This is a genomic window from Paracoccus sp. M683 (assembly GCF_007096355.1).
GTDB lineage: Bacteria > Pseudomonadota > Alphaproteobacteria > Rhodobacterales > Rhodobacteraceae > Paracoccus.
The window spans coordinates 461,766-479,666 of sequence record NZ_VKDF01000005.1 but is presented as its reverse complement, the minus strand read 5'-3'; the positions used below and the strand labels follow the sequence as shown (position 1 = coordinate 479,666).

Sequence of the window (17,901 nt, the reverse complement as noted above, 5' to 3'; positions counted from 1 at the left end):
AACACGCCGCTGATTGACGCGGCGCGACAATCAGAAACGAAAGAGGAACTTGCCAGCGACAATCAAGATGCTATCGTCGAAGACGCCGCGACATAGAATCTCATCCAGATCGTCGCGCGCGTCTCACCCAGATTGTCGCGCTATAGCCCAACCGCCACCAGGCCCAGATCGCGAAACAGCCGGCAATCTCGGCCAGCGCCGCCAGCGCATAGACGGCAAGGGTCAAGGGCACGGTCACGTCAGGTCTTGCCCGTGGTCATGGGCGCAATGCGCGTGATCGCCCAGCACCTCGATCACCCGGCAGTCGGATATGGTGCCGCTGGCGCATTGCGCCAGCATCCGCTGCAACTCGGCTTCCAGCGCCTTCAGTCTGGCGATGCGGTTGCGAACGGCCTGCAACTGCGAGCGCGCGATGGCATCGGCGGCGGCGCAGGACTGGTCGGGATGATCCGACAGGCCAAGCAGTTCGCGGATCGCCTCCAGAGGAAAGCCCAGTTCGCGAGCGTGGCGGATGAAAGCCAGCCGGTCCAGGGCCGTGTTCGGATAGAGCCGTTGATTGCCGGCGCTGCGGTCGGGTTCGGGCAACAGGCCGATCTGTTCGTAATAGCGGATGGTCGGGACCTTGACCCGCGCCGCCTGCCCCAGCTTTCCGATGGTCAGCACGAAATACCTCTTGAAGCTATAGCTACTAGAGCAATTAGGTATGGTGGCCAGATGATTCGAACAAGGCCGCAAGGGCGCGGTCAGGGGCAACCATGACGCAGCACGACGACAGCAACGACGGGCATGAAGGCCATGACCACGGCAATGGCGCGGAGGATCACGCCGGCCATAACCATGCGGTCGAGGTGACGGCGGGCAATGAACGCCGGATGCGCTTTGTCTTTCTGATGACCTTTGGCTATGCCATCGTGCAGGCCATCGGCGGGCTTTTGTCGGGGTCGCTGGCGCTGGTCGCGGATGCCGGGCACATGGTTTCGGACGCGGCGGCGCTGCTCTTGGCGCTGATCGCCTATCGCGTGGCCCGCCGCGCGGCCACACCCGAGGTCAGCTATGGTTTCCACCGCGTCCGCGTGCTGGCGGCGCTGGCCAATGGCGCCTCGCTGCTGATCCTGGTCGCGTGGATCACCTATGAGGCGATCCGCCGCTTTCAGGACCCGGTCGAAGTTCTGGCCGGGCCGATGCTGGTCGTCGCGGCGATCGGTCTGCTGGTCAATATCGCCGGCTTCCTGATCCTGCGCGCGGGCCAGCAGAACGATGCCAACCTGCGCGGGGCGATGCTGCATGTGCTTGGCGATCTGCTGGGCTCGGTCGGTGCGATCGGGGCGGCCATCGGGATCATGCTGACGGGCTGGACCGTGCTGGACCCGATCCTGTCGGTGCTGGTGGCGGTGCTGGTGGTGCGCTCGGCCTGGTCGCTGGTGGCGGAATCGATCTTCGTGCTGATGCAGGCCGCCCCGCACGGGATGAACACCAAGGCGGTGATGGACGATCTGGCCAGCCTGCCCGGCGTGGGCGAGGTCGGCCATCTGCATGTCTGGACGCTGACCGACAATCGCGCCGTGGCGACGGTGCATGTCACGCCCACCCCCGGCATCGACACGCTGGCCCTGCCCCGGCAGGTGGCGGCGCGGCTGGCCGACAAGCACAACATCATTCATGCGACGGTCGAGGTGAATGCCCCCGGCGCGATCCCCTCCGAGCCCTGAGTTATGAACGAACAGACAGAAAGGCGCGACGCAATGTCGGAAGCGAAGAAGCTGGAATGGAATGTCAGCGGCATGGATTGCGCGTCCTGCGTGGGCAAGGTGACGCGGGCGGTGGAACGCATGCCCGGCGTCAGCGAGGTCTCGGTGGCGCTGATCTCGGAAAAGCTGACGCTTAGGCTGGTGCCCGACACCACCCCGCCCGAGCGGATCGAGGATGCGGTCAAGGCGCTTGGCTTTGGCATTGCGCCAAAGGGTCAGACCGCGCCGAGGAAGAAAGCCCTCGTGCTGCCCGGCACCCCCGCCGGGACCGATGATCACGATCACGATCACGACCACGATCACGCCGATCACGACCACGACCACGACCATGACCATGACCACGGGGGCCACGACCATTCCGCCCACAGCCATGACGACCCTGCCGATCGTGGCAAAAGCTGGTATCAGACCGGCAAGGGTCGGCTGGTGATCTTTACCGGCGCGCTGCTGGCGGCTGCCTGGGTGGTCAAGCTGCTGCTGCCCGGCGCCGTCGCGTATTGGGCCTTTATCGCCGCCTGTCTCATCGGCGTGGCCCCGGTCGCGCGGCGGGCCTTTGCCGCGCTGCGCATGGGCCAGCCCTTTACCATCGAAAGCCTGATGACCATCGCCGCCACCGGCGCGCTGTTCATCGGTGCGGCGGAAGAGGCCGCGCTGGTCGTGTTCCTGTTCGCCGTGGGCGAGGTGCTGGAAGGCGTCGCCGCCAACAAGGCCCGCGACGGCATCCGCGCGCTGGCAAATCTGGTGCCCAAGACCGCCCTGCTGGTCGAGGGCACCGCCACCCGCGAAGTCGCCGCCGAAACGCTGGAGATCGACCAGATCGTGCTGGCCCGCCCCGGCGACCGCATCCCCGCCGATGGCGAGATCACCGAGGGCACAAGCGGCGTCGATGACAGCCCGGTCACCGGCGAAAGCGTCCCCGTGACCAAGGGGCCGGGCGAGGCCGTCTTTGCCGGTTCCATCAATACCGAGGCCGCGCTGCGCATCCGCGTCACCAAGGCGGCCGAGGACAACACGATTTCCCGCATCATCCGCCTGGTCGAAGAGGCCGAGGAAGCCCGCGCCCCGACCGAGCGTTTCATCGACCGCTTCAGCCGCTGGTACATGCCGCTGATCGTGGCACTGGCGGCGCTGGTGATCGTGGTGCCGCCGCTGGCGATGGGCGCCGACTGGCAGACCTGGATCTATCGCGGGCTGGCGCTTTTGCTGATCGGCTGCCCCTGCGCGCTGGTGATCTCGGTTCCCGCCTCCATCGCCTCGGCTTTGTCCTCGGGTGCCCGGCGGGGCCTGCTGATGAAGGGCGGCGCGGTGATCGAGGCCGCAGCCAACGTCCAGACCGTCGCCTTCGACAAGACCGGCACCCTGACCCATGGCCGCCCCGCGGTGGTCGATGTGGTGGCGCTGAACGGCACGACCGAGGCCGAGGTGATCCGCCTTGCCGCCGCCGTCGAGGCCGGATCCAGCCATCCGCTGGCGCAGGCGATCCTGCGCCGGGCCGAGGGGGTGGAGCTGCCGCAGGCAACAGCCGCGCGCGCGATCACCGGCAAGGGCGTCTCGGCCGAAGTCGAGGGGCGTGCCCTGACCGTCTCCAGCCCGCGCCATGCTGTGGAACAGGGCGCGCTGACGGGCGAGGCCGCCACCCGCGCCACCGCGCTGGAGGATGAGGGCAAGACCGTCGCCGTGCTTTACGCCGAGGGCGGCGCGCTTGGCCTGATCGCGCTGCGCGACGAGCCGCGCGACGACGCGGCGGGCGCGGTTGCTGAACTGCGGGCGATGGGCATCACCCCGACGATCCTGACCGGCGACAACCCCCGCACCGCTGCCGCCATTGCCGAAAGCCTGAACACCGAGTTCCGCGCCGAGATGCTGCCCGAGGACAAGCTGAACACGATCCGCGACATCGCCGCGCATGGCGGCGTGATGATGGTCGGCGACGGCATCAATGACGCGCCCGCGCTGAAGCAGGCCAGCGTCGGGGTCGCCATGGGATCGGGGACCGATGTGGCGCTGGAGACCGCCGATGCGGCGATCCTGCGCGACCGGGTGACGGATATTCCGGCCACGATCCGGCTGGCCCGCGCGACCATGGCCAATATCCGCCAGAACGTGACCATCGCACTGGGGCTGAAGGCGGTGTTTCTGGTGACGACGCTCTTGGGCATCACCGGCCTCTGGATCGCCATTCTGGCCGATACCGGCGCCACCGTTCTGGTCACGCTGAACGCGCTGCGACTGCTGCGCTTCAATCCCGAGAAACAGGGATGACGAGCACCGTGACCACGCGCGGCCAGTCTGCGCTGACTCTGGCCTTTCTGATCGCGCTTGCGGCAACGCTCGGGGCGCTGTTCATCGGCGAGGTTCTGGGCCGGATGCCCTGCACCCTGTGCTGGTATCAGCGCATCGCCATGTTTCCGCTGGTGGTGATCCTGGGCGTGGCGGCACTGCGCGACGACCTGTCGGCGCGGCTGACCGCCGCGCCGCTGGCGCTGGCCGGTGCGGCGCTGGCCGGCTGGCATTCCGGTCTTTATGCCGGGCTTATCCCGCAGGCCATCGCGCCCTGCACGAAAGACGGCCCATCGTGCACCGATGCCGCCGCGCAGACGGTGCTGGGTCTGCCCTTGCCCTATCTGTCGCTTGCGGCCTTTGCCGCCATCCTGATTTGCCTGACCCAGATGAAAGGACCCCGCGCATGAACCGGCGTAACCTGATCCTCGGCGCCTCGGCGCTTGGCCTTGCCGCCTTTGCCGGCGGCACCGTCTATATCAGCCGCCAGCGCGCCGCCGAGGCCGAGGCGCAAGCGGCGCTGGCCGCCGCAGCACCCCCCGCCGACAACCAATTGCTGATCCGCGCCTATTCCCCGACCCTTGGCCCCGCTGACGCCAAGGTCACGCTGGTCGAATTCTTTGACCCGTCCTGCGAGGCCTGCCGCGCCTTCCACCCTTTGTTGAAGGAAATGCGCGACCTGTTCCCCGACGACCTGCGGATCGTCATGCGCTATGCCGCCTTCCACGAGGGGTCCGACGAGGCCGTCCGCATCCTAGAGGCCGCGCGCCGTCAGGACCTGTTCGAGCCGGTCCTGAACGCGCTGCTGGAAAACCAGCCGGCCTGGGCCGTGCACGGTTCGCCGCAGATGCAGATCGCCTGGCAAGTCGCCGGATCGGCCGGAATGGACCTGCAACGCGGGCAGGCGGACCGGCTGAACCCCGAAATGGCGGGCGTTCTGAATCAGGATGCGGCTGATATTCAGGCGCTTGGCGTGAACCAGACCCCGACCTTCTATCTGGACGGGCGACGGCTGGAAAATGTCAGCTTTGAAAGCCTTGCGGCGGATATCCGGGGGGCGGTCCAGGGCTGATCGCGCAAGCGCCGGGCTGGCTCGGGCCCCTGCGGCGGCGGCGGAACAGCACCGGCCTGCGGGCGCGGATGGTTGGCGCAGCCGCCATTCTTCGGGTCGTCGTCGATGCGACATCCTATCTGATGCGCCGGAACGCGACCGTCTGACCGCCTCGCCCGCACACGCTGCTGTGACTTGCAGCTCAGGTGACCAGAGGGTTTAGACGTGCATCACATGGAACAGGGCAACGGATCATGCGGCTAAGGACTTTGCGGATATTCTTGTGGCTCGCCGTCGCCCTTGCGGGGCTGGGCGCGTTTTTCCTGTATCAGCGCCAAGCCGAGCCGGTGACGCAGATCAGCCAAGCCTTCCGCCCCGAATTCACCCTGCCCGATGCGCAGGGCCAGCCGCACAGCAGCGCCGATTTTCGGGGCAAGTATCAGCTGATCTTCTTCGGCTTCACCAATTGCCCCGATGTCTGCCCGACGACCCTGTCCGAGGTGGCGCAGGTGATGGATGACCTGGGCTCCGACGCGGACAAGGTGCAGCCGCTGTTCATCTCGATCGACCCCGAACGCGATCGCAAGCTTGGGCTGGACGCCTTCACCGAAGCCTTCCATCCGGCGATCCTTGGCCTTGCCGGGGATGACGCCGCGACCCGCGCCGCCGCCGACAGCTTTCGCATCTTCTTCGAACGCGAGGACGATGCCGCAGCCCCCGACGGCTATACCATGTCCCACAGCCCCGGCCTTTACCTGATCGGACCCGAGGGCGACTGGCTCAGGCAATATACCTATGGCACCCCCGCCAGCGAAATCCTTGACGATCTGAATACGAGGCTCTGATGCGCAACACGCTCTTTTCTGCCGCGGCCCTTGCGCTGCTGGCCCCCGCCGCCTTTGCCTGCGAGGCCGTGACCCTGGGCGACCTGACCATCGAACACGCCTGGTCGCGCGCCACCATCGGCGCCACGCGCCCGGCTGTGTTCTATGTCGAGATCAGGAATGGCGGTGCCGACGATGCGCTGACCGGGATCGCAACCCCGGCGGCGGCCATGCCGATGCTGCATGAAACCGTCGTCACGGATGGCGTCGCCTCGATGCCCCATGCCATGAGCGTGCCCGTCCCCGCAGGCGAGATCGTCAAACTGGCGCCCGGCGGCTATCACGGGATGCTGATGCAACTGACCGGCGCGCTGAACGAGGGCGACAGCTTCCCCGTCACCCTGACCTTCGAGAAGGCTGGCGAGGTGACCGTCGATGTCGAGGTCGTCCCGATGCGCGCCGAGGGGCCTTCGTGCGAAGGCGGGCACTGATCGGGTCGCTGGCCGGGCTGGCGGCAGGCTCGGTCGGCTATATGCTTGCGGTTGGGGCGTGGCGGTCGCGTGACCAGCGGGCCACCGATGATCCCCGCCCCTTGCCGCTGACGGAAATGGACTGGCGGCTGACGGATCATCGCGGCCGGCCCATCACCCCCGCCGATTGGCAGGGGCGACCGGTGATGGTGTTCTTCGGCTTCACCTTCTGCCCCGACATCTGCCCGACGACGCTGCTGAACATCTCGGACTGGATGGAGGCGCTTGGCGCGGACGCCGACCGCCTGACCGTCGCGCTGGTCACGGTCGACCCCGAACGCGACACGCCCGAGGCCCTGGCCGATTACCTGTCAAATTTCGATCCACGCATCATCGGCCTGACCGGCAGCGCCGAAGACATCGCCCGCATCGCCCAGGATTTCCGCGCCACCTATCGGCAGGTGCCGACCGGCGACGGGGATTACACCATGGATCACACCGCAGGCGTGTTTCTGTTCCGCCCCGATGGCGGTCTGGCCAATATCATAGATTTCCACGAGGACCCGGCCTTTGCCCTGCCCAAGATCCGCCGGATTCTGGGCTGAGATCGGTTGAGACGCCCGAAAGCAGGGTGGCGTTTTGGGCAGGAACAGGTGCAACGGCCTGATCTGGCCCCTTGTCAGCCCGGATGGCCGCCCGTCGGAAGCCTCTGCCCGGACCTGCTGCCCCCCCACCGGCCGCGCCAAATCAACGGCCCTGATCCAATGCCGCCCCGCCCGGTGGTGACCTGTCACGGGCGGGGCAATGACGTCTGGTCAGAAGGACAGACCGTAACCCAGATAGATCCGCCGTCCTGATCGGCGTCGTAATTCCCTTCCTGCCATCCCAGAACCGCGCCCAGTTGCAGCGCGTCGCTGGCGATATAGGTCAGCGCCGCCTCGCCGCCCCAGACCTTTTCCTTCTGTTGGGTGACGGTATTGGTGGCGCTGTCGAAGACGGTGCCCTCATCGGATGTCGACACGAAGGCTGAAAGCGAGCCGCTGACCTTCTGCCCGCTGTAGCGCAGGCCAAGTTCGGCGGTGTTCACGATCTGCGCTTCCGGCTGAAGCGAGGCAAAAGGGACCGTCTGGCCGGGCAGGAACGGGTTGGGGGCCATGGCGCGGCGGGTGAAGCTGCCGACATCGGGGATCGAGACCCCCTGGCTGATACCTGCAAAGACATCCAGTTCCGGGGTTGCATGCCAGACCGCGCCCAGATTGCCGACAACGGCGTCATAGTCGAACGTGCCGCCGGTCACGTTCACGGAAGGCAGCAGGTAAAGGCCGGTCGGCTTCAGTTGAACGGCATCGGGCCGGGTGAAATCATCGCCGGTCAGCGAAAAGCGTTCGGCCCTGACGCCGGCGCTGATGTCGACATTGCCGACCGGCACATCCAGTTGCGCAAAGGCGCCGACACTTTTCTGCGTCATCGGCGCGATCAGGTCGCGCCCGGCAAGATAGGTCTGGGTCACATCGTCATAGCCCATATCGCCCCCCCATCTAACCTGGGCGCCCTGCCGCCAGCGATCCAGCGGGGTGCGGATCGTCAGGCGCGAACCGAGGGTCTTGGTCGACAGCTCGCTTTGCGCATTCGGGTCCTGCATCGGGTTGGTCGGGCTGACCGGATAGTAAAGCGGATTGGCGATGCCGGCCTCGACAAAGGCGGCGCGACGGTCGGTGTCACTGCCGAACAAGGTCAGTTCGGTCTCGCCCAGTGCGGTATCGGTATTGCGCCAGGTCAGGTTGAAGAAACGGCTGATATCCTTCACATCGCGGCCGGTATAGGGCGTGGTGCCGACGCTGACCGGATTGGTCGTATAGTCGGTGAAATACTCGATATCCTGGGTCATCGAATAGGCGCCGATGCGGGCCGTCACCTCGTTGCTGCCCGATGACCAATCCATCGCGATCGCCCCGCCCTGGCGGGTGAAGTTGTCGGCGCCGCCCTGCCCGACCAGCGGGTCCGAGGGGATCTGGTTGCCGTCGCCGTCATAAAGATTGCCCATCGAACTGCGCGACAGTTCCAGCCGCAGGCCAAGGCCGTTCAACCGCCGTACATGGCTGAAGGACAGGTCGGTCTGCTGGCCGTCGCCCGGCGTCTTGGTGACGATATTGATGATGCCGCCTGTGGCGCCGTTCCCGAACCGCGCTATCGAGCCCTTGACCACCTCGACCCGTTCGATGCTGGCGGGGTCGATCATCGCCAGTTCGCGCGAGAAGCCGCGCAGTTCGGACGTGCGGGGCGCGCCGTCGATCAGGATCTGCGGCGAGCGGCCGCGCAGGGTCTGGCTGGCCCCGCCAATGGTGCCGTTCGAGGGCGCAAAACCCGGCACCAATGTGCCAAGCACCCGGTCAAGCGTTTCGCCATTGCGCAGCCGGATGGCCAGATCCTCGGCCTCGATCACCTGGACGCTGCCGGGGATAGAACTTTCGGTGGCGCCCGTGCGGCTGGCCGTCAGGGTGATTTCGTCCAGAACAACGGTATCGTCGGATGTTTCCTGTGCGATGGCGGTGCTGGTCATCAGGATGGCCATGGTCATGCCGGCCATTGGGGCATGGAATCTCATGCGGGATGCTCCTCTGCTCGGCGGGAAGGTGATGGCGGCTGTCTGACGGCCACCGGCAGGCGGCTGATGGCAAGCCATCCGGTGAAAGCGGACAAAATGACCGCAAGGGCGAAAACCGGGCCATAGCCAAGCGCCGAGGCAAGCGTGCCGGCGATCATGCTGCCCAGCATGTGCATCAGCAGGTTAAAGTTGGTCAGCAGGGTGAAATCCGTGCCCGCCTGCGTCAGCGACGAAAAGCGCATGAAGGCCGTGTAAAGGCCGACCATCTCGACATAACGGAAGAATGTGTCCAGCCCGGACAAGGCGACCAGCGGCCATGTGCCGATGCCCATGGTCGCCGCAAGAAAGAAGGCGGCGAATGTCAGCGTCCGCCCGATGATCAGCAGGACGAAGAATGATCGCAGGCCGATACGGTCGATGGCAGCCGCGGCGCCGAACAGCCCGACAAGTGCGGCCGACCCGCGCCCGAGATCAGCCGGATCTGCGACAGCGCAAAGCCCTGATCGACAAGGAAGGGCTGCTCCAGCGCCTTGACCAGCCCCTCGGGCATGCGAAACAGGAAGGCAAAGGTCAGCATGGCGCCGGCCATGGCCAGCGACAGAAAATGGCGAAAGCCGGCGCTGCCATAATCGGCCGGCAGTGGCCGCCGGTTCTGCGCCTCGGGTGTCAGCAGGAATGGCAGTGCGACACCCCCCACAGCGCCGCGATCACCAGCAGCGTCGTCTGCCAGCCCAGAATATCCACCAGCAGCAAGGTGCCCGATCCGCCTATCAGCACGCCAAAGGCCACCGCGCCGGCCTGTATCGCATTTCCGAATGCCTGCTGTTCGGGCGTAAGATGCTCGACCGCCCAGCCATCCGAGGCGATATCCTGCGTCGCGGAACTGAGTGACATGGTCATCAGGATCGGAAAGAACCGCACCGCATCCGTCACCGGATCAAGCGCCGACAGGATGCAGGTGCAAGCAAGGGTGATGACCTGACAGACCAGCACCACGCCCTTTCGCCCGATATGCGGATGCCGTGCCAGCCGGTCGATCACCGGCGCCCATGCGGCTTTCAGCACCCAGGGCGCCAGCAGCGCACCAAGCGCGCCGATCACCGCCAGATCGACGCCCCGCGACCGCAGGATCGCCGGCAGGGCGGCGGCCACCAGATACAGCGGCACTGACTGCGCCAGATAGAGTCCGGTCAAGGAAAGGGTGGTCAGAAAAGGCGGCCGCTTCACATGCTTGATCTTTCACAGTCAAACAGGTTGGAGCTCTGCCTTACCTTTCCTGATTGTATTACTCAGAAATCAGTGCCCTGCAAGTGTTACGGCGCTGATCGGCGCATGGCTGTTGCGATCGTGCATTGTTCGGGCTGCGACGCGACCTGCCGGCCCGGCCAGTCGATCATCGGCTCGGTTCCGCCGCCGGGATGGACGTTAAACAGCGTCTGACCCGTCAGATCATTCAGGATGACCGCGCTGCGCCAGGCCGCCAGACTGATCTGCGGATCGGCAATGCCGTGGCTCCGGCGCCCGTGGTTCATCGCATAGATCGGCGTGTCCTGCGGCCCGTCCCAGATCACGCGATAGCTTTCATTGAGGGTCAGCGCGCCATCCGGCTGATGCTGCATGCGCCCGGCCAGGGGTTGCAGGAAATCGGGAAAGGTCTGGCGATACCCGGTCGCACGGACGATAAGATCGGCCTCGCAATATTCGGGCGTTTCGCTGCCTTCGACGCGGGATTCGATCAGCTGTCGCGCGCCCCGTCTGCGAATGGCGCGCACCTCGCGGCCGGGGCGCAGCAGGACATCCCGACGTCCCTGGCGGCGGTGTTCGTACAGCGCCTGATAGATGGCGTCGGCGGTGGCCTGCGTAATGCCGTCACTGGCATATTTCTGTTCTGCCAGAACCGCGTGCCGGGCCGGCGCGGATTGCTGGCGCCAGGCGGCAACATAGTCGGGGGCAAAGAACTGGTCGATGAAAGCACCGTCTTGCAAGGTCCAATAGCTTGACCGGCGACTGATCCAGATGATCCGCGCGGGCCTGTCCGGCAGGCTCAGCAGATCCAGCACGATCTCGGCCCCGGACTGGCCACCGCCGATGACGACGATGCGCCGCCCGGCAAGCGTGATCTTGCGATCCAGCCAGCGCGAGGCATGCAGCCAATCCGGGCCGGGTTGCGCAAAATCGGGCAGGTTCGGCTGTAGCCCGTTGCCGATCGAGATGGCCCGGCTGTGCCATGTCCGGCCAGAGGCGGCCGCGATGGTAAAGCCCTGCCCGTCATGGCTGACCGATTCGATGTGATCGCCGAATACGGTGCTGTCCAGCCCATGCGCGGCCCAGCCCATGTAATCGGCAAATTCGGCCCGGCTGGCACTGCCCTGCCGGGAAGCCATGAAATCGAAGAAACGCCCGCTTTCGACCAGATAGTTGGTAAAGCTCCACCGGCTGGTTGGCTGAACCGGGGTGACGAGATCCTTCAGAAAGGATGTCTGCATCATCGCACCCCGGATCATCAGCCCCGGATGCCAGGCAAAGCGTGGCCGCCGCTCGACAAAGCGGCAACGCAGACCCGGAACCGCGTCCGCAAGCGCCGCCAGCGACAGGTTGAAAGGGCCGATACCGATGCCCAACAGGTCATATCTGGTCATGGAAATCTCTGGCAGGTCAGCAGGACGATCAGGGCCAGCGCACCGCCCATCAGGAAGGGCGCAGATGCACCAAGCGGCAAGGCAAGCGAGGCGGCGCCAGCACCTGCGCCAAGGCCCGCAAGCTGGGCCGAGCCTTGCCAGGCGGCATTCTGATGCGCCAGGTCCGGTTTCGATTGCATGACCCGCGCCAGATGCCGCGCGATCATCAGGCCCGAGGCCGCCGCCGCGACAGCCGTGGCGCCGACCAGCGGCAATGGCTGCGGCCACAGCACCGGCAACAACAGCGCCATGGCCAAGATCGCAGCGGCCGGGCCGATGCGCGTGCCTTGCGCGGTCAGCAGGCGATGCACGGCCAGCAGCGCAAGATAGCCGGCTGCAAGGCACAGGCCGGCGATAATTGCGGCCTCGGCCGGTGGGCGGCTTTGTGCAAGCAGCGTTCCAAGTCCCAACTGACCCGAGCCGACCGCGCCCTGCACCAGAAAGGGCAAGGCCAGGGCTGACAGCCAGGGCCGGTACAGGCCGAGCCGGGTTTCGAACGGCACGGCCTGCGTCACGCGCGTCAGGCGGAATGCACTGACCGCGGCACCGATTGCCGTGGCGATCATCGGCAATACGATAGACAAACGGATCAAAGGCCCGATCAGCGCCGCCCCCGATGCCCGGCCCAGACCCGGCCTCAGCTGCACCCCCCGCCAATGCGGCGACAGGCCGCGCCGTGGCGACACTGGCGCCTTGCGTTATGGCCAGAATGACCGCCGCCGCCTTTCCCTGAACGCAGCGGATGGCCAGCAGGATCACGAATGCCGCCCCGACCGGCTGCGGCGCCAACAAAAGCCCGACAAGCGCCAGCGATGTCAAAATCAGCAGTGCCAGCGTCAGATACAGCCGCCGTCGTGTCATGAATCCCACAAGCAGCGGTGCCAGCGCGGCAGACACGATCAGCCCGGCGCCGATCGCCAGCCCGATCTGGCCTGGCGGCAGTTCAAGATGCAGCGCCAGCACCGGCAGCATCCCGATCAGCGCGGTCTGCTGAAAGGCATAGCCCGCCGTGACAGCCCAAAGGAAGGCCATCCCCATGAGTGAAGAGTTGCGCGATATTCCTGCGTTCGATGCGTTCCTGAACGCGGCCCTGCGGGAAGGCGCAATTGCCAGTGTTCACGACGATAAATCCGCGTTGCGCATCCCCACCGCAGCCGGCGAACTGGTGGTGCGCGTAACAGGTCGCGCATGCTTTCGCTGGCGCTTCGGTCCCTGCCTTCGCCTGGCTGCAAGACCCTGCTCGGTGGCCGAGGCGCTGCCGCTTCTTTCACAACCTTTCGGTGAAGTCTTTGCCGGCCGGGTGCGCGACAGTCTGGGCGCAACAAGGCGCGCAGGGTGGGCGCCAATTAGGCCAAGGCTGCTGGCAAGCCAGTCCGTGTCCGGCGTTAACCGGCGATTAGTCCCCTGCTGCTAGGGTGCCACGACGGGGCGGAACCGACGACCGCCCTGCACCCGCCGCCGATCACCGAAAGACGAATTGCATGCCCGATCCAGCCATCATCGACGGTGACAACGGCGATAACGGCCTGATCGGCACGCCGGGCGACGATCTGATCCGCGGTTTTGGCGGCAATGACAGCATCTCGGCGCTTGATGGTGACGACAGTGTGCTGGGCGGCGACGGCCATGACACGCTGTACGGCGATGATGGCAATGACACGCTGGATGGCGGCAATGGCCATGACGTCCTGGATGGCGGCGATGGTATCAACCTGCTGATCGGTGGCGCCGGCGATGACATCTATTTCGTCCGCAGCCCCGATGACCTGATCATCGAGACGGCGGGAACGGCCGGTGGCCATGACAAGGCCTATGCGCTGGCCGATTTCTCGCTGCTGACCCATGGCGAGAATGTCGAAGAGCTTTATGCTGTTGCCGCCGGGATGATGTCTTTATTCGGCAATCATCTGGCCAACCGGATCTTCGGCAACAGCGATGCGAACCTGATCCGCGGCCATGGCGGCGACGACAACCTGTTTGGCCTGGGCGGCAATGACACGCTGGACGGCGGCGCGGGTGCCGACACGATGGATGGCGGCGAAGGCAATGACGTCTATTTCGTCGATGATCCGGGCGATCGGATCACCGATGGCAGCGGGCATGACGTCGTCAACAGCCTGATCAGCCTTGACCTGGAAACCCTGGCCGGCCTGATCGAGGAGCTTTGGCTGATCGGGTCGGCGGCGATAGACGCCTGGGGCACCGCCCATGACGACATGATCACCGGCAATTCCGGTGACAACCGGATTTTGGGCCGTGGCGGCAACGACATCATTCGCGGCGGCGCCGGACATGACTGGCTGGAGGGCGGCGATGGCAACGACCTGCTGGAAGGGGGCGATGGCAATGACACGCTGATCGGCGGCGCTGGCAGTGACACCATGACCGGCGGCAGCGGCAATGATGTCTATTATCTCGACGGCCCCGGCGACACCGTCATCGAATTGCCCGGCGGCGGCACGGACGAGGTCAGGATTGATGGGTCAGTCTCGCTGCTGACCGGCTTTGCCAATATCGAAACCCTGGTGCTGCTGGGCACCGGCCATCACGTCGGCAGGGGAAACGCGGCGGCCAACACGCTGCTGGGCAATGCCGGGAACAACCTTCTGGCTGGCAATGGCGGCGATGACCTGATCCTTGGCGCGGCGGGCAATGACACCTTGCAGGGGGGCGATGGCCATGACCGGTTGAATGGCGGCTTTGGCGATGACCTTCTGTCGGGCGGGGCGGGCAATGACAGTTTGCAGGGCGGTGCCGGCGTCGACACAATGGCCGGCGATGCCGGTGATGACGCCATGGTCGGCAATGGCGGCGACGACCACATGTCGGGCGGTGGCGGCAATGACACGGTCTTTGGCAGCATGGGCAACGACTATCTGCTGGGCGGTGAGGGCAATGATCATCTGCGTGGCGGGGCCGACCGCGACACGCTGGATGGCGGCAATGGCAATGACCGGCTGGAAGGGTCCGCCGGCGCCGATCACCTGTATGGCGCGAATGGCGCCGATACGCTGTGGGGCAATGGCCGGGCCGACTATCTCAGTGGCGGAAACGGCGATGACGTTCTGCTGGGTGGTTCCGATGCCGATACCGTGCTGGGCGGGGCCGGCAATGACCTGCTGCTGGGCGGGCTGGGCCGCGACCAGCTGCGAGGGGCCACCGGCAATGACACGCTGACCGGCGGCGGCGGCGCCGATCTGTTCATCTTCGAGCGTGGCGGCGGTCGTGATGTCGTCACCGACTGGCGCAACGGCCGTGACAAGCTGCAATTCCTTGCCAATACCGGCATCGACAGCTTTGCCGAGGTGATGCGTTATACCCGCCAGATCGGCGATGACATCCGCATCGGCCTGCCCGATGGCACGATCATCATCCTGGAGGATGTCCCCATCTCGCAGCTGGATCAGAGCGATTTCATCTTTTGATGCGACAGCCGCTTTATCCGCCGGCCGCCGATGCACCCGGTTCCGCCGCCGCCACGGCGGGCAGCGATTGCATCGCCTGTGCGGCCAGTTCAAAGCTGCGTAGGCGGGCGGCGTGATCATGGATCTGACCCGTCAGAATCACCTCGTCCGGACGATATTGCGCGATCAGTGCGGCCAGTTGGTCACGCACCTCATCACGGTTTCCCACGGCGCTGATGCGCAGGGCCTGATCAACCATCCGGCGCATCTGGGCCGGAATTTCGCCATCCAGATCACGGGTCGGGCGCGGCAGTTTGCCGGGCGTCCCGCTGCGCAGGCGGGCAAAGGCCAGCTGCATGCTGCTGCGCAGGAAATGCGCCTGATCGCTGTCATCGGCGGCAAAGACATTCACCGCCAGCATGAAGCGCGGCCTGGGGTTCTGCGCCGAGGGCTGGAACTGATCGCGATACAGGGCCGAGGCCTCGGCCAGATCGCCGGGGGCGAAATGGCTGGCAAAGGCATAGGGCAGGCCCAGATAGGCGGCCAGCTGCGCGCCGAACAGCGAACTGCCAAGCATCCAGATGGGCACATTCGTCCCCTCGCCCGGCAGCGCGCGCACGGCGGCGCCGGGGCGTTCCGGGCCGAGATAGTTGATCAGCTCGACCACGTCCTGCGGGAAGCTGTCGGCCATGGGATCGCGGCGCAGGGCACGGATCACGGCGCCATCGCCACCGGGCGCGCGGCCCAGCCCCAGGTCGATCCGGTCGGGAAAGGCGGTGGCCAGCGTGCCGAATGCCTCGGCCACGGTCAGCGGTGCGTGGTTGGGCAGCATGATGCCCCCCGCACCAACGCGAATCCGGCTGGTCGCGGCGGCGACAAGCCCGATCAGCACCGCCGTCGCGGCGCTGGCGATGCCGGGCATGTTATGATGCTCGGCCATCCAATAGCGGTGATAACCCCAGCCCTCGGCATGACGCGCAAGGTCCAGCGTGTTGGCAATGGCCTGCGCGGCATCCGTGCCCTCGGGCACGGGCGACAGGTCGAGAACGGAAAAGGGAATGGGCTGTGTCATCCCGCCAAGCTAGGAAGCCCTCGGCGCCAATAAAAGGGGCCGCCGCGAATTGGAGCGACAGCCCCGTCTATCGGCAGGATGCGGCTGCGCGTCAGTCCATCCGCCGCAGATAGGTCCAGGTGGGCACGCGGGCCTGCCGGGCGACCGACCAGCTTTCGGCATCGCCCAGATAGGCGAAACCGCAATTGGTCAGCACGCGGGCCGAGCCGGCATTGTCCTGAAACACCTCGGCAAACAGGGTGCGCGCGCCATGCGGGTTGGCCGCGACCAGCGCCTCGACCGCCTCGGTGGCAAAGCCGGTATTCCAGAAGCCGGCCCCGATCCAGAAGCCCAGCTCGGACTGCTGATCTTCCAGCCGGGTCAACGAGACCACACCCAGCAATTCGGCCAGACGATTGGAGCTGCCGTCGATGGCCCAGACATCCTCGGTCCGCCGGTCGGCCAGCGCGCGTGCGATAAAGCCCTCGGACGCACCGGGCGGCAGGGGATGGGGAATGGCGCGGGTGCCTTCGGCCACGCGCTTGTCGGCGGTGTAATGCGCAATCAGACCAACATCCGACGCCCGCAAAGGCCGCAGCACAAAGCGCTGCGTCTCGATGACAGCCTGGACCGAAGGGGGAACGGCCAGTTCAACCATTGTCACATATCCTCCCGTAACCGCGAAAACCTGCGGCTGAAAATGAAAAGGGGGACCGGCTTTGCCGATCCCCCGATACTGATGTATCTTAATCGGCCGTTATTCGGCTGCCTCGATATTGGCGGGCATGACCGATACGAAGGTGCGCCCCTTGAGGCCCTTCTTGAAGGAAACCGCGCCATCGGTCAGGGCGAACAGGGTGTGATCCTTGCCCATGCCGACATTGGTGCCCGCCCACATTTTCGTGCCGCGCTGGCGCACGATGATGTTGCCGGCAATGGCTTCCTGACCGCCATACAGCTTGACGCCCAGACGACGACCGGCCGAGTCGCGACCGTTGCGGGACGAACCGCCTGCTTTCTTATGTGCCATGACTTTAGTCCTCTTGCACTTTGGCCGGATCGACCGGCCGACTTGTTCCGTTCAGCGGGGCGCGACACCCATCCGGGGCGCCCCATCAGCGATCAGGCTTCGTCCGAAGCGGCGGCGGCCTTCTTGGCGCGGGCCGGCTTCTTGGCTTCGGCCGGCGCGTCGGCGGCAGCAGCCTCGACCTTGGCCGGCTTCTTGGCCTTGGCGGCGGGCTTTTCAGCGGCAGCGGCCACCGTGGCAGCACCAGCCGAGCGGAAGCCGATCGCCTCTTTCACGCCGGTCTTGTCGCCACCCTTTTCCAGCACCTCGGTCACGCGCAGCAGGGTCAGTTGCTGGCGATGGCCGCGGGTCCGCTGCGAGCTGTGCTTGCGGCGGCGCTTGACATAGGTGATGACCTTGTCGCCCTTGATCTGTTCGATCACTTCGGCCTGCACGGCGGCACCAGCCACCAGCGGCGCGCCAAGCGTCGAACCGACCATCAGAATATCGTTGAACTGGATGGTTTCACCAGCGGCGGCGGCCAGCTTTTCCACGCGCAGGACGTCACCCGCCTGCACCTTGTATTGCTTGCCACCGGTTTTCAGAACCGCGAACATGCCTTGTCTTCCTTCGTCTGCCGCATCCTGTGGCCCCTGCGATTGCAGGCGTTCGGGGATATTCCCGCCTTCGGACAGCGCACCCGTTCGATTGGGGTGATGTTGAAAATAACGCACCGGCCAAAGGCAGCAGCCCGGCCGGTCGGCGTGTATATGGCGGATTCGGC

At 65.8% G+C, this 17,901-nt stretch carries 21 protein-coding genes; 9 read left to right on the top strand and 12 right to left on the bottom strand.

Annotated features, from left to right (window positions below; all coding sequences use genetic code 11):
* Positions 1-100: 100 nt before the first annotated feature.
* Positions 101-238 carry a hypothetical protein gene (locus FNJ84_RS22010; RefSeq protein WP_185968517.1) on the bottom strand — a complete coding sequence of 46 codons (138 nt, stop codon included), beginning with the start codon at positions 236-238 and terminating at the stop codon, positions 101-103.
* Positions 235-663 carry a helix-turn-helix domain-containing protein gene (locus FNJ84_RS12740; protein ID WP_143793484.1) on the bottom strand — a complete coding sequence of 143 codons (429 nt, stop codon included), beginning with the start codon at positions 661-663 and terminating at the stop codon, positions 235-237. Before FNJ84_RS12740 ends, FNJ84_RS22010 begins: the two co-directional genes overlap by 4 nt.
* Positions 664-755: 92 nt before the next feature.
* Here FNJ84_RS12740 and FNJ84_RS12735 point away from each other — a divergent pair, with 92 nt between their 5' ends.
* The 7 genes from FNJ84_RS12735 to FNJ84_RS12705 all read left to right on the top strand — a co-directional run bounded on the left by FNJ84_RS12735 (position 756) and on the right by FNJ84_RS12705 (position 6,978).
* Complete coding sequence (locus tag FNJ84_RS12735; protein ID WP_143793483.1) at positions 756-1,709, top strand: cation diffusion facilitator family transporter; 954 nt, start codon at positions 756-758, stop codon at positions 1,707-1,709.
* 33 nt (positions 1,710-1,742) lie between these two features.
* Entirely contained in the window at positions 1,743-4,010 is a 2,268-nt protein-coding gene (locus tag FNJ84_RS12730) for a heavy metal translocating P-type ATPase (RefSeq protein WP_143793482.1), read from the top strand.
* Complete coding sequence (locus FNJ84_RS12725) at positions 4,007-4,438, top strand: disulfide bond formation protein B (RefSeq protein ID WP_143793481.1); 432 nt, start codon at positions 4,007-4,009, stop codon at positions 4,436-4,438. The genes FNJ84_RS12730 and FNJ84_RS12725 overlap by 4 nt, the downstream gene beginning before the upstream one ends.
* On the top strand, positions 4,435-5,100 hold the full coding sequence (locus FNJ84_RS12720; protein ID WP_143793480.1) for a thioredoxin domain-containing protein: 666 nt from the start codon (positions 4,435-4,437) through the stop codon (positions 5,098-5,100). The genes FNJ84_RS12725 and FNJ84_RS12720 overlap by 4 nt, the downstream gene beginning before the upstream one ends.
* A gap of 260 nt (positions 5,101-5,360) precedes the next feature.
* Positions 5,361-5,924, top strand: a complete 564-nt coding sequence (locus FNJ84_RS12715; RefSeq protein WP_255471197.1) for an SCO family protein — start codon at positions 5,361-5,363, stop codon at positions 5,922-5,924.
* Complete coding sequence (locus FNJ84_RS12710) at positions 5,924-6,394, top strand: copper chaperone PCu(A)C (RefSeq protein ID WP_143793478.1); 471 nt, start codon at positions 5,924-5,926, stop codon at positions 6,392-6,394. Before FNJ84_RS12715 ends, FNJ84_RS12710 begins: the two co-directional genes overlap by 1 nt.
* Positions 6,376-6,978 (top strand): SCO family protein, encoded by a 603-nt coding sequence (locus tag FNJ84_RS12705; protein WP_370454598.1) that lies wholly within the window; start codon positions 6,376-6,378, stop codon positions 6,976-6,978. The genes FNJ84_RS12710 and FNJ84_RS12705 overlap by 19 nt, the downstream gene beginning before the upstream one ends.
* 185 nt (positions 6,979-7,163) lie before the next feature.
* Here FNJ84_RS12705 and FNJ84_RS12700 read toward each other — a convergent pair whose 3' ends face one another.
* The 6 genes from FNJ84_RS12700 to FNJ84_RS22000 all read right to left on the bottom strand — a co-directional run bounded on the left by FNJ84_RS12700 (position 7,164) and on the right by FNJ84_RS22000 (position 12,342).
* Positions 7,164-8,978 (bottom strand): TonB-dependent receptor, encoded by a 1,815-nt coding sequence (locus FNJ84_RS12700; RefSeq protein WP_185968513.1) that lies wholly within the window; start codon positions 8,976-8,978, stop codon positions 7,164-7,166.
* The gene (locus tag FNJ84_RS12695; protein WP_143793476.1) at positions 8,975-9,310 is read right to left on the bottom strand and encodes a hypothetical protein; all 336 of its coding nucleotides are present in this window, start codon (positions 9,308-9,310) and stop codon (positions 8,975-8,977) included. The genes FNJ84_RS12700 and FNJ84_RS12695 overlap by 4 nt, the downstream gene beginning before the upstream one ends.
* 47 nt (positions 9,311-9,357) lie before the next feature.
* Positions 9,358-9,675: a hypothetical protein gene (locus FNJ84_RS12690; RefSeq protein WP_143793475.1), complete on the bottom strand. Its 318-nt coding sequence runs from the start codon at positions 9,673-9,675 to the stop codon at positions 9,358-9,360.
* The gene (locus tag FNJ84_RS12685; protein ID WP_185968512.1) at positions 9,645-10,172 is read right to left on the bottom strand and encodes an MFS transporter; all 528 of its coding nucleotides are present in this window, start codon (positions 10,170-10,172) and stop codon (positions 9,645-9,647) included. The genes FNJ84_RS12690 and FNJ84_RS12685 overlap by 31 nt, the downstream gene beginning before the upstream one ends.
* Positions 10,173-10,291: 119 nt before the next feature.
* Positions 10,292-11,617, bottom strand: coding sequence for a lysine N(6)-hydroxylase/L-ornithine N(5)-oxygenase family protein (locus FNJ84_RS22005; protein WP_185968511.1), 1,326 nt, complete (start codon positions 11,615-11,617; stop codon positions 10,292-10,294).
* Positions 11,614-12,342 (bottom strand): hypothetical protein, encoded by a 729-nt coding sequence (locus FNJ84_RS22000; RefSeq protein ID WP_185968510.1) that lies wholly within the window; start codon positions 12,340-12,342, stop codon positions 11,614-11,616. Before FNJ84_RS22000 ends, FNJ84_RS22005 begins: the two co-directional genes overlap by 4 nt.
* A 350-nt stretch (positions 12,343-12,692) precedes the next feature.
* Between FNJ84_RS22000 and FNJ84_RS12675 the strand changes: the two genes are divergently transcribed.
* Positions 12,693-13,070 carry a hypothetical protein gene (locus tag FNJ84_RS12675; protein ID WP_143793472.1) on the top strand — a complete coding sequence of 126 codons (378 nt, stop codon included), beginning with the start codon at positions 12,693-12,695 and terminating at the stop codon, positions 13,068-13,070.
* Between the two features lie 67 nt (positions 13,071-13,137).
* Complete coding sequence (locus tag FNJ84_RS12670; RefSeq protein ID WP_143793471.1) at positions 13,138-15,081, top strand: calcium-binding protein; 1,944 nt, start codon at positions 13,138-13,140, stop codon at positions 15,079-15,081.
* A gap of 13 nt (positions 15,082-15,094) precedes the next feature.
* Here the strand turns inward: FNJ84_RS12670 and FNJ84_RS12665 are convergent, their stop codons facing one another.
* From FNJ84_RS12665 to rplU, 4 genes are all read right to left on the bottom strand, one after another.
* Entirely contained in the window at positions 15,095-16,132 is a 1,038-nt protein-coding gene (locus tag FNJ84_RS12665) for an LLM class flavin-dependent oxidoreductase (RefSeq protein WP_221931973.1), read from the bottom strand.
* 91 nt (positions 16,133-16,223) lie between these two features.
* Positions 16,224-16,769, bottom strand: a complete 546-nt coding sequence (locus tag FNJ84_RS12660) for a GNAT family N-acetyltransferase (RefSeq protein WP_143793470.1) — start codon at positions 16,767-16,769, stop codon at positions 16,224-16,226.
* Between the two features lie 99 nt (positions 16,770-16,868).
* Positions 16,869-17,141, bottom strand: a complete 273-nt coding sequence (gene rpmA, locus FNJ84_RS12655) for a 50S ribosomal protein L27 (protein ID WP_143793469.1) — start codon at positions 17,139-17,141, stop codon at positions 16,869-16,871.
* A gap of 92 nt (positions 17,142-17,233) precedes the next feature.
* Entirely contained in the window at positions 17,234-17,851 is a 618-nt protein-coding gene (gene rplU, locus FNJ84_RS12650) for a 50S ribosomal protein L21 (protein WP_370454597.1), read from the bottom strand.
* Between the last annotated feature and the right edge of the window lie 50 nt (positions 17,852-17,901).

Excerpts from the sequence above, each read along its gene's own strand:
- FNJ84_RS12735 (WP_143793483.1), top strand. The coding sequence starts at position 756 with ATGACGCAGCACGACGACAGCAACGACGGGCATGAAGGCCATGACCAC.
- FNJ84_RS12730 (WP_143793482.1), top strand. The coding sequence starts at position 1,743 with ATGTCGGAAGCGAAGAAGCTGGAATGGAATGTCAGCGGCATGGATTGC.
- FNJ84_RS12725 (WP_143793481.1), top strand. The coding sequence starts at position 4,007 with ATGACGAGCACCGTGACCACGCGCGGCCAGTCTGCGCTGACTCTGGCC.
- FNJ84_RS12720 (WP_143793480.1), top strand. The coding sequence starts at position 4,435 with ATGAACCGGCGTAACCTGATCCTCGGCGCCTCGGCGCTTGGCCTTGCC.
- FNJ84_RS12710 (WP_143793478.1), top strand. The coding sequence starts at position 5,924 with ATGCGCAACACGCTCTTTTCTGCCGCGGCCCTTGCGCTGCTGGCCCCC.
- FNJ84_RS12700 (WP_185968513.1), bottom strand. The coding sequence starts at position 8,978 with ATGAGATTCCATGCCCCAATGGCCGGCATGACCATGGCCATCCTGATG.
- FNJ84_RS12695 (WP_143793476.1), bottom strand. The coding sequence starts at position 9,310 with ATGGGCATCGGCACATGGCCGCTGGTCGCCTTGTCCGGGCTGGACACA.
- FNJ84_RS22005 (WP_185968511.1), bottom strand. The coding sequence starts at position 11,617 with ATGACCAGATATGACCTGTTGGGCATCGGTATCGGCCCTTTCAACCTG.
- FNJ84_RS12675 (WP_143793472.1), top strand. The coding sequence starts at position 12,693 with ATGAGTGAAGAGTTGCGCGATATTCCTGCGTTCGATGCGTTCCTGAAC.
- FNJ84_RS12670 (WP_143793471.1), top strand. The coding sequence starts at position 13,138 with ATGCCCGATCCAGCCATCATCGACGGTGACAACGGCGATAACGGCCTG.
- FNJ84_RS12665 (WP_221931973.1), bottom strand. The coding sequence starts at position 16,132 with ATGACACAGCCCATTCCCTTTTCCGTTCTCGACCTGTCGCCCGTGCCC.
- FNJ84_RS12660 (WP_143793470.1), bottom strand. The coding sequence starts at position 16,769 with ATGGTTGAACTGGCCGTTCCCCCTTCGGTCCAGGCTGTCATCGAGACG.
- rpmA (WP_143793469.1), bottom strand. The coding sequence starts at position 17,141 with ATGGCACATAAGAAAGCAGGCGGTTCGTCCCGCAACGGTCGCGACTCG.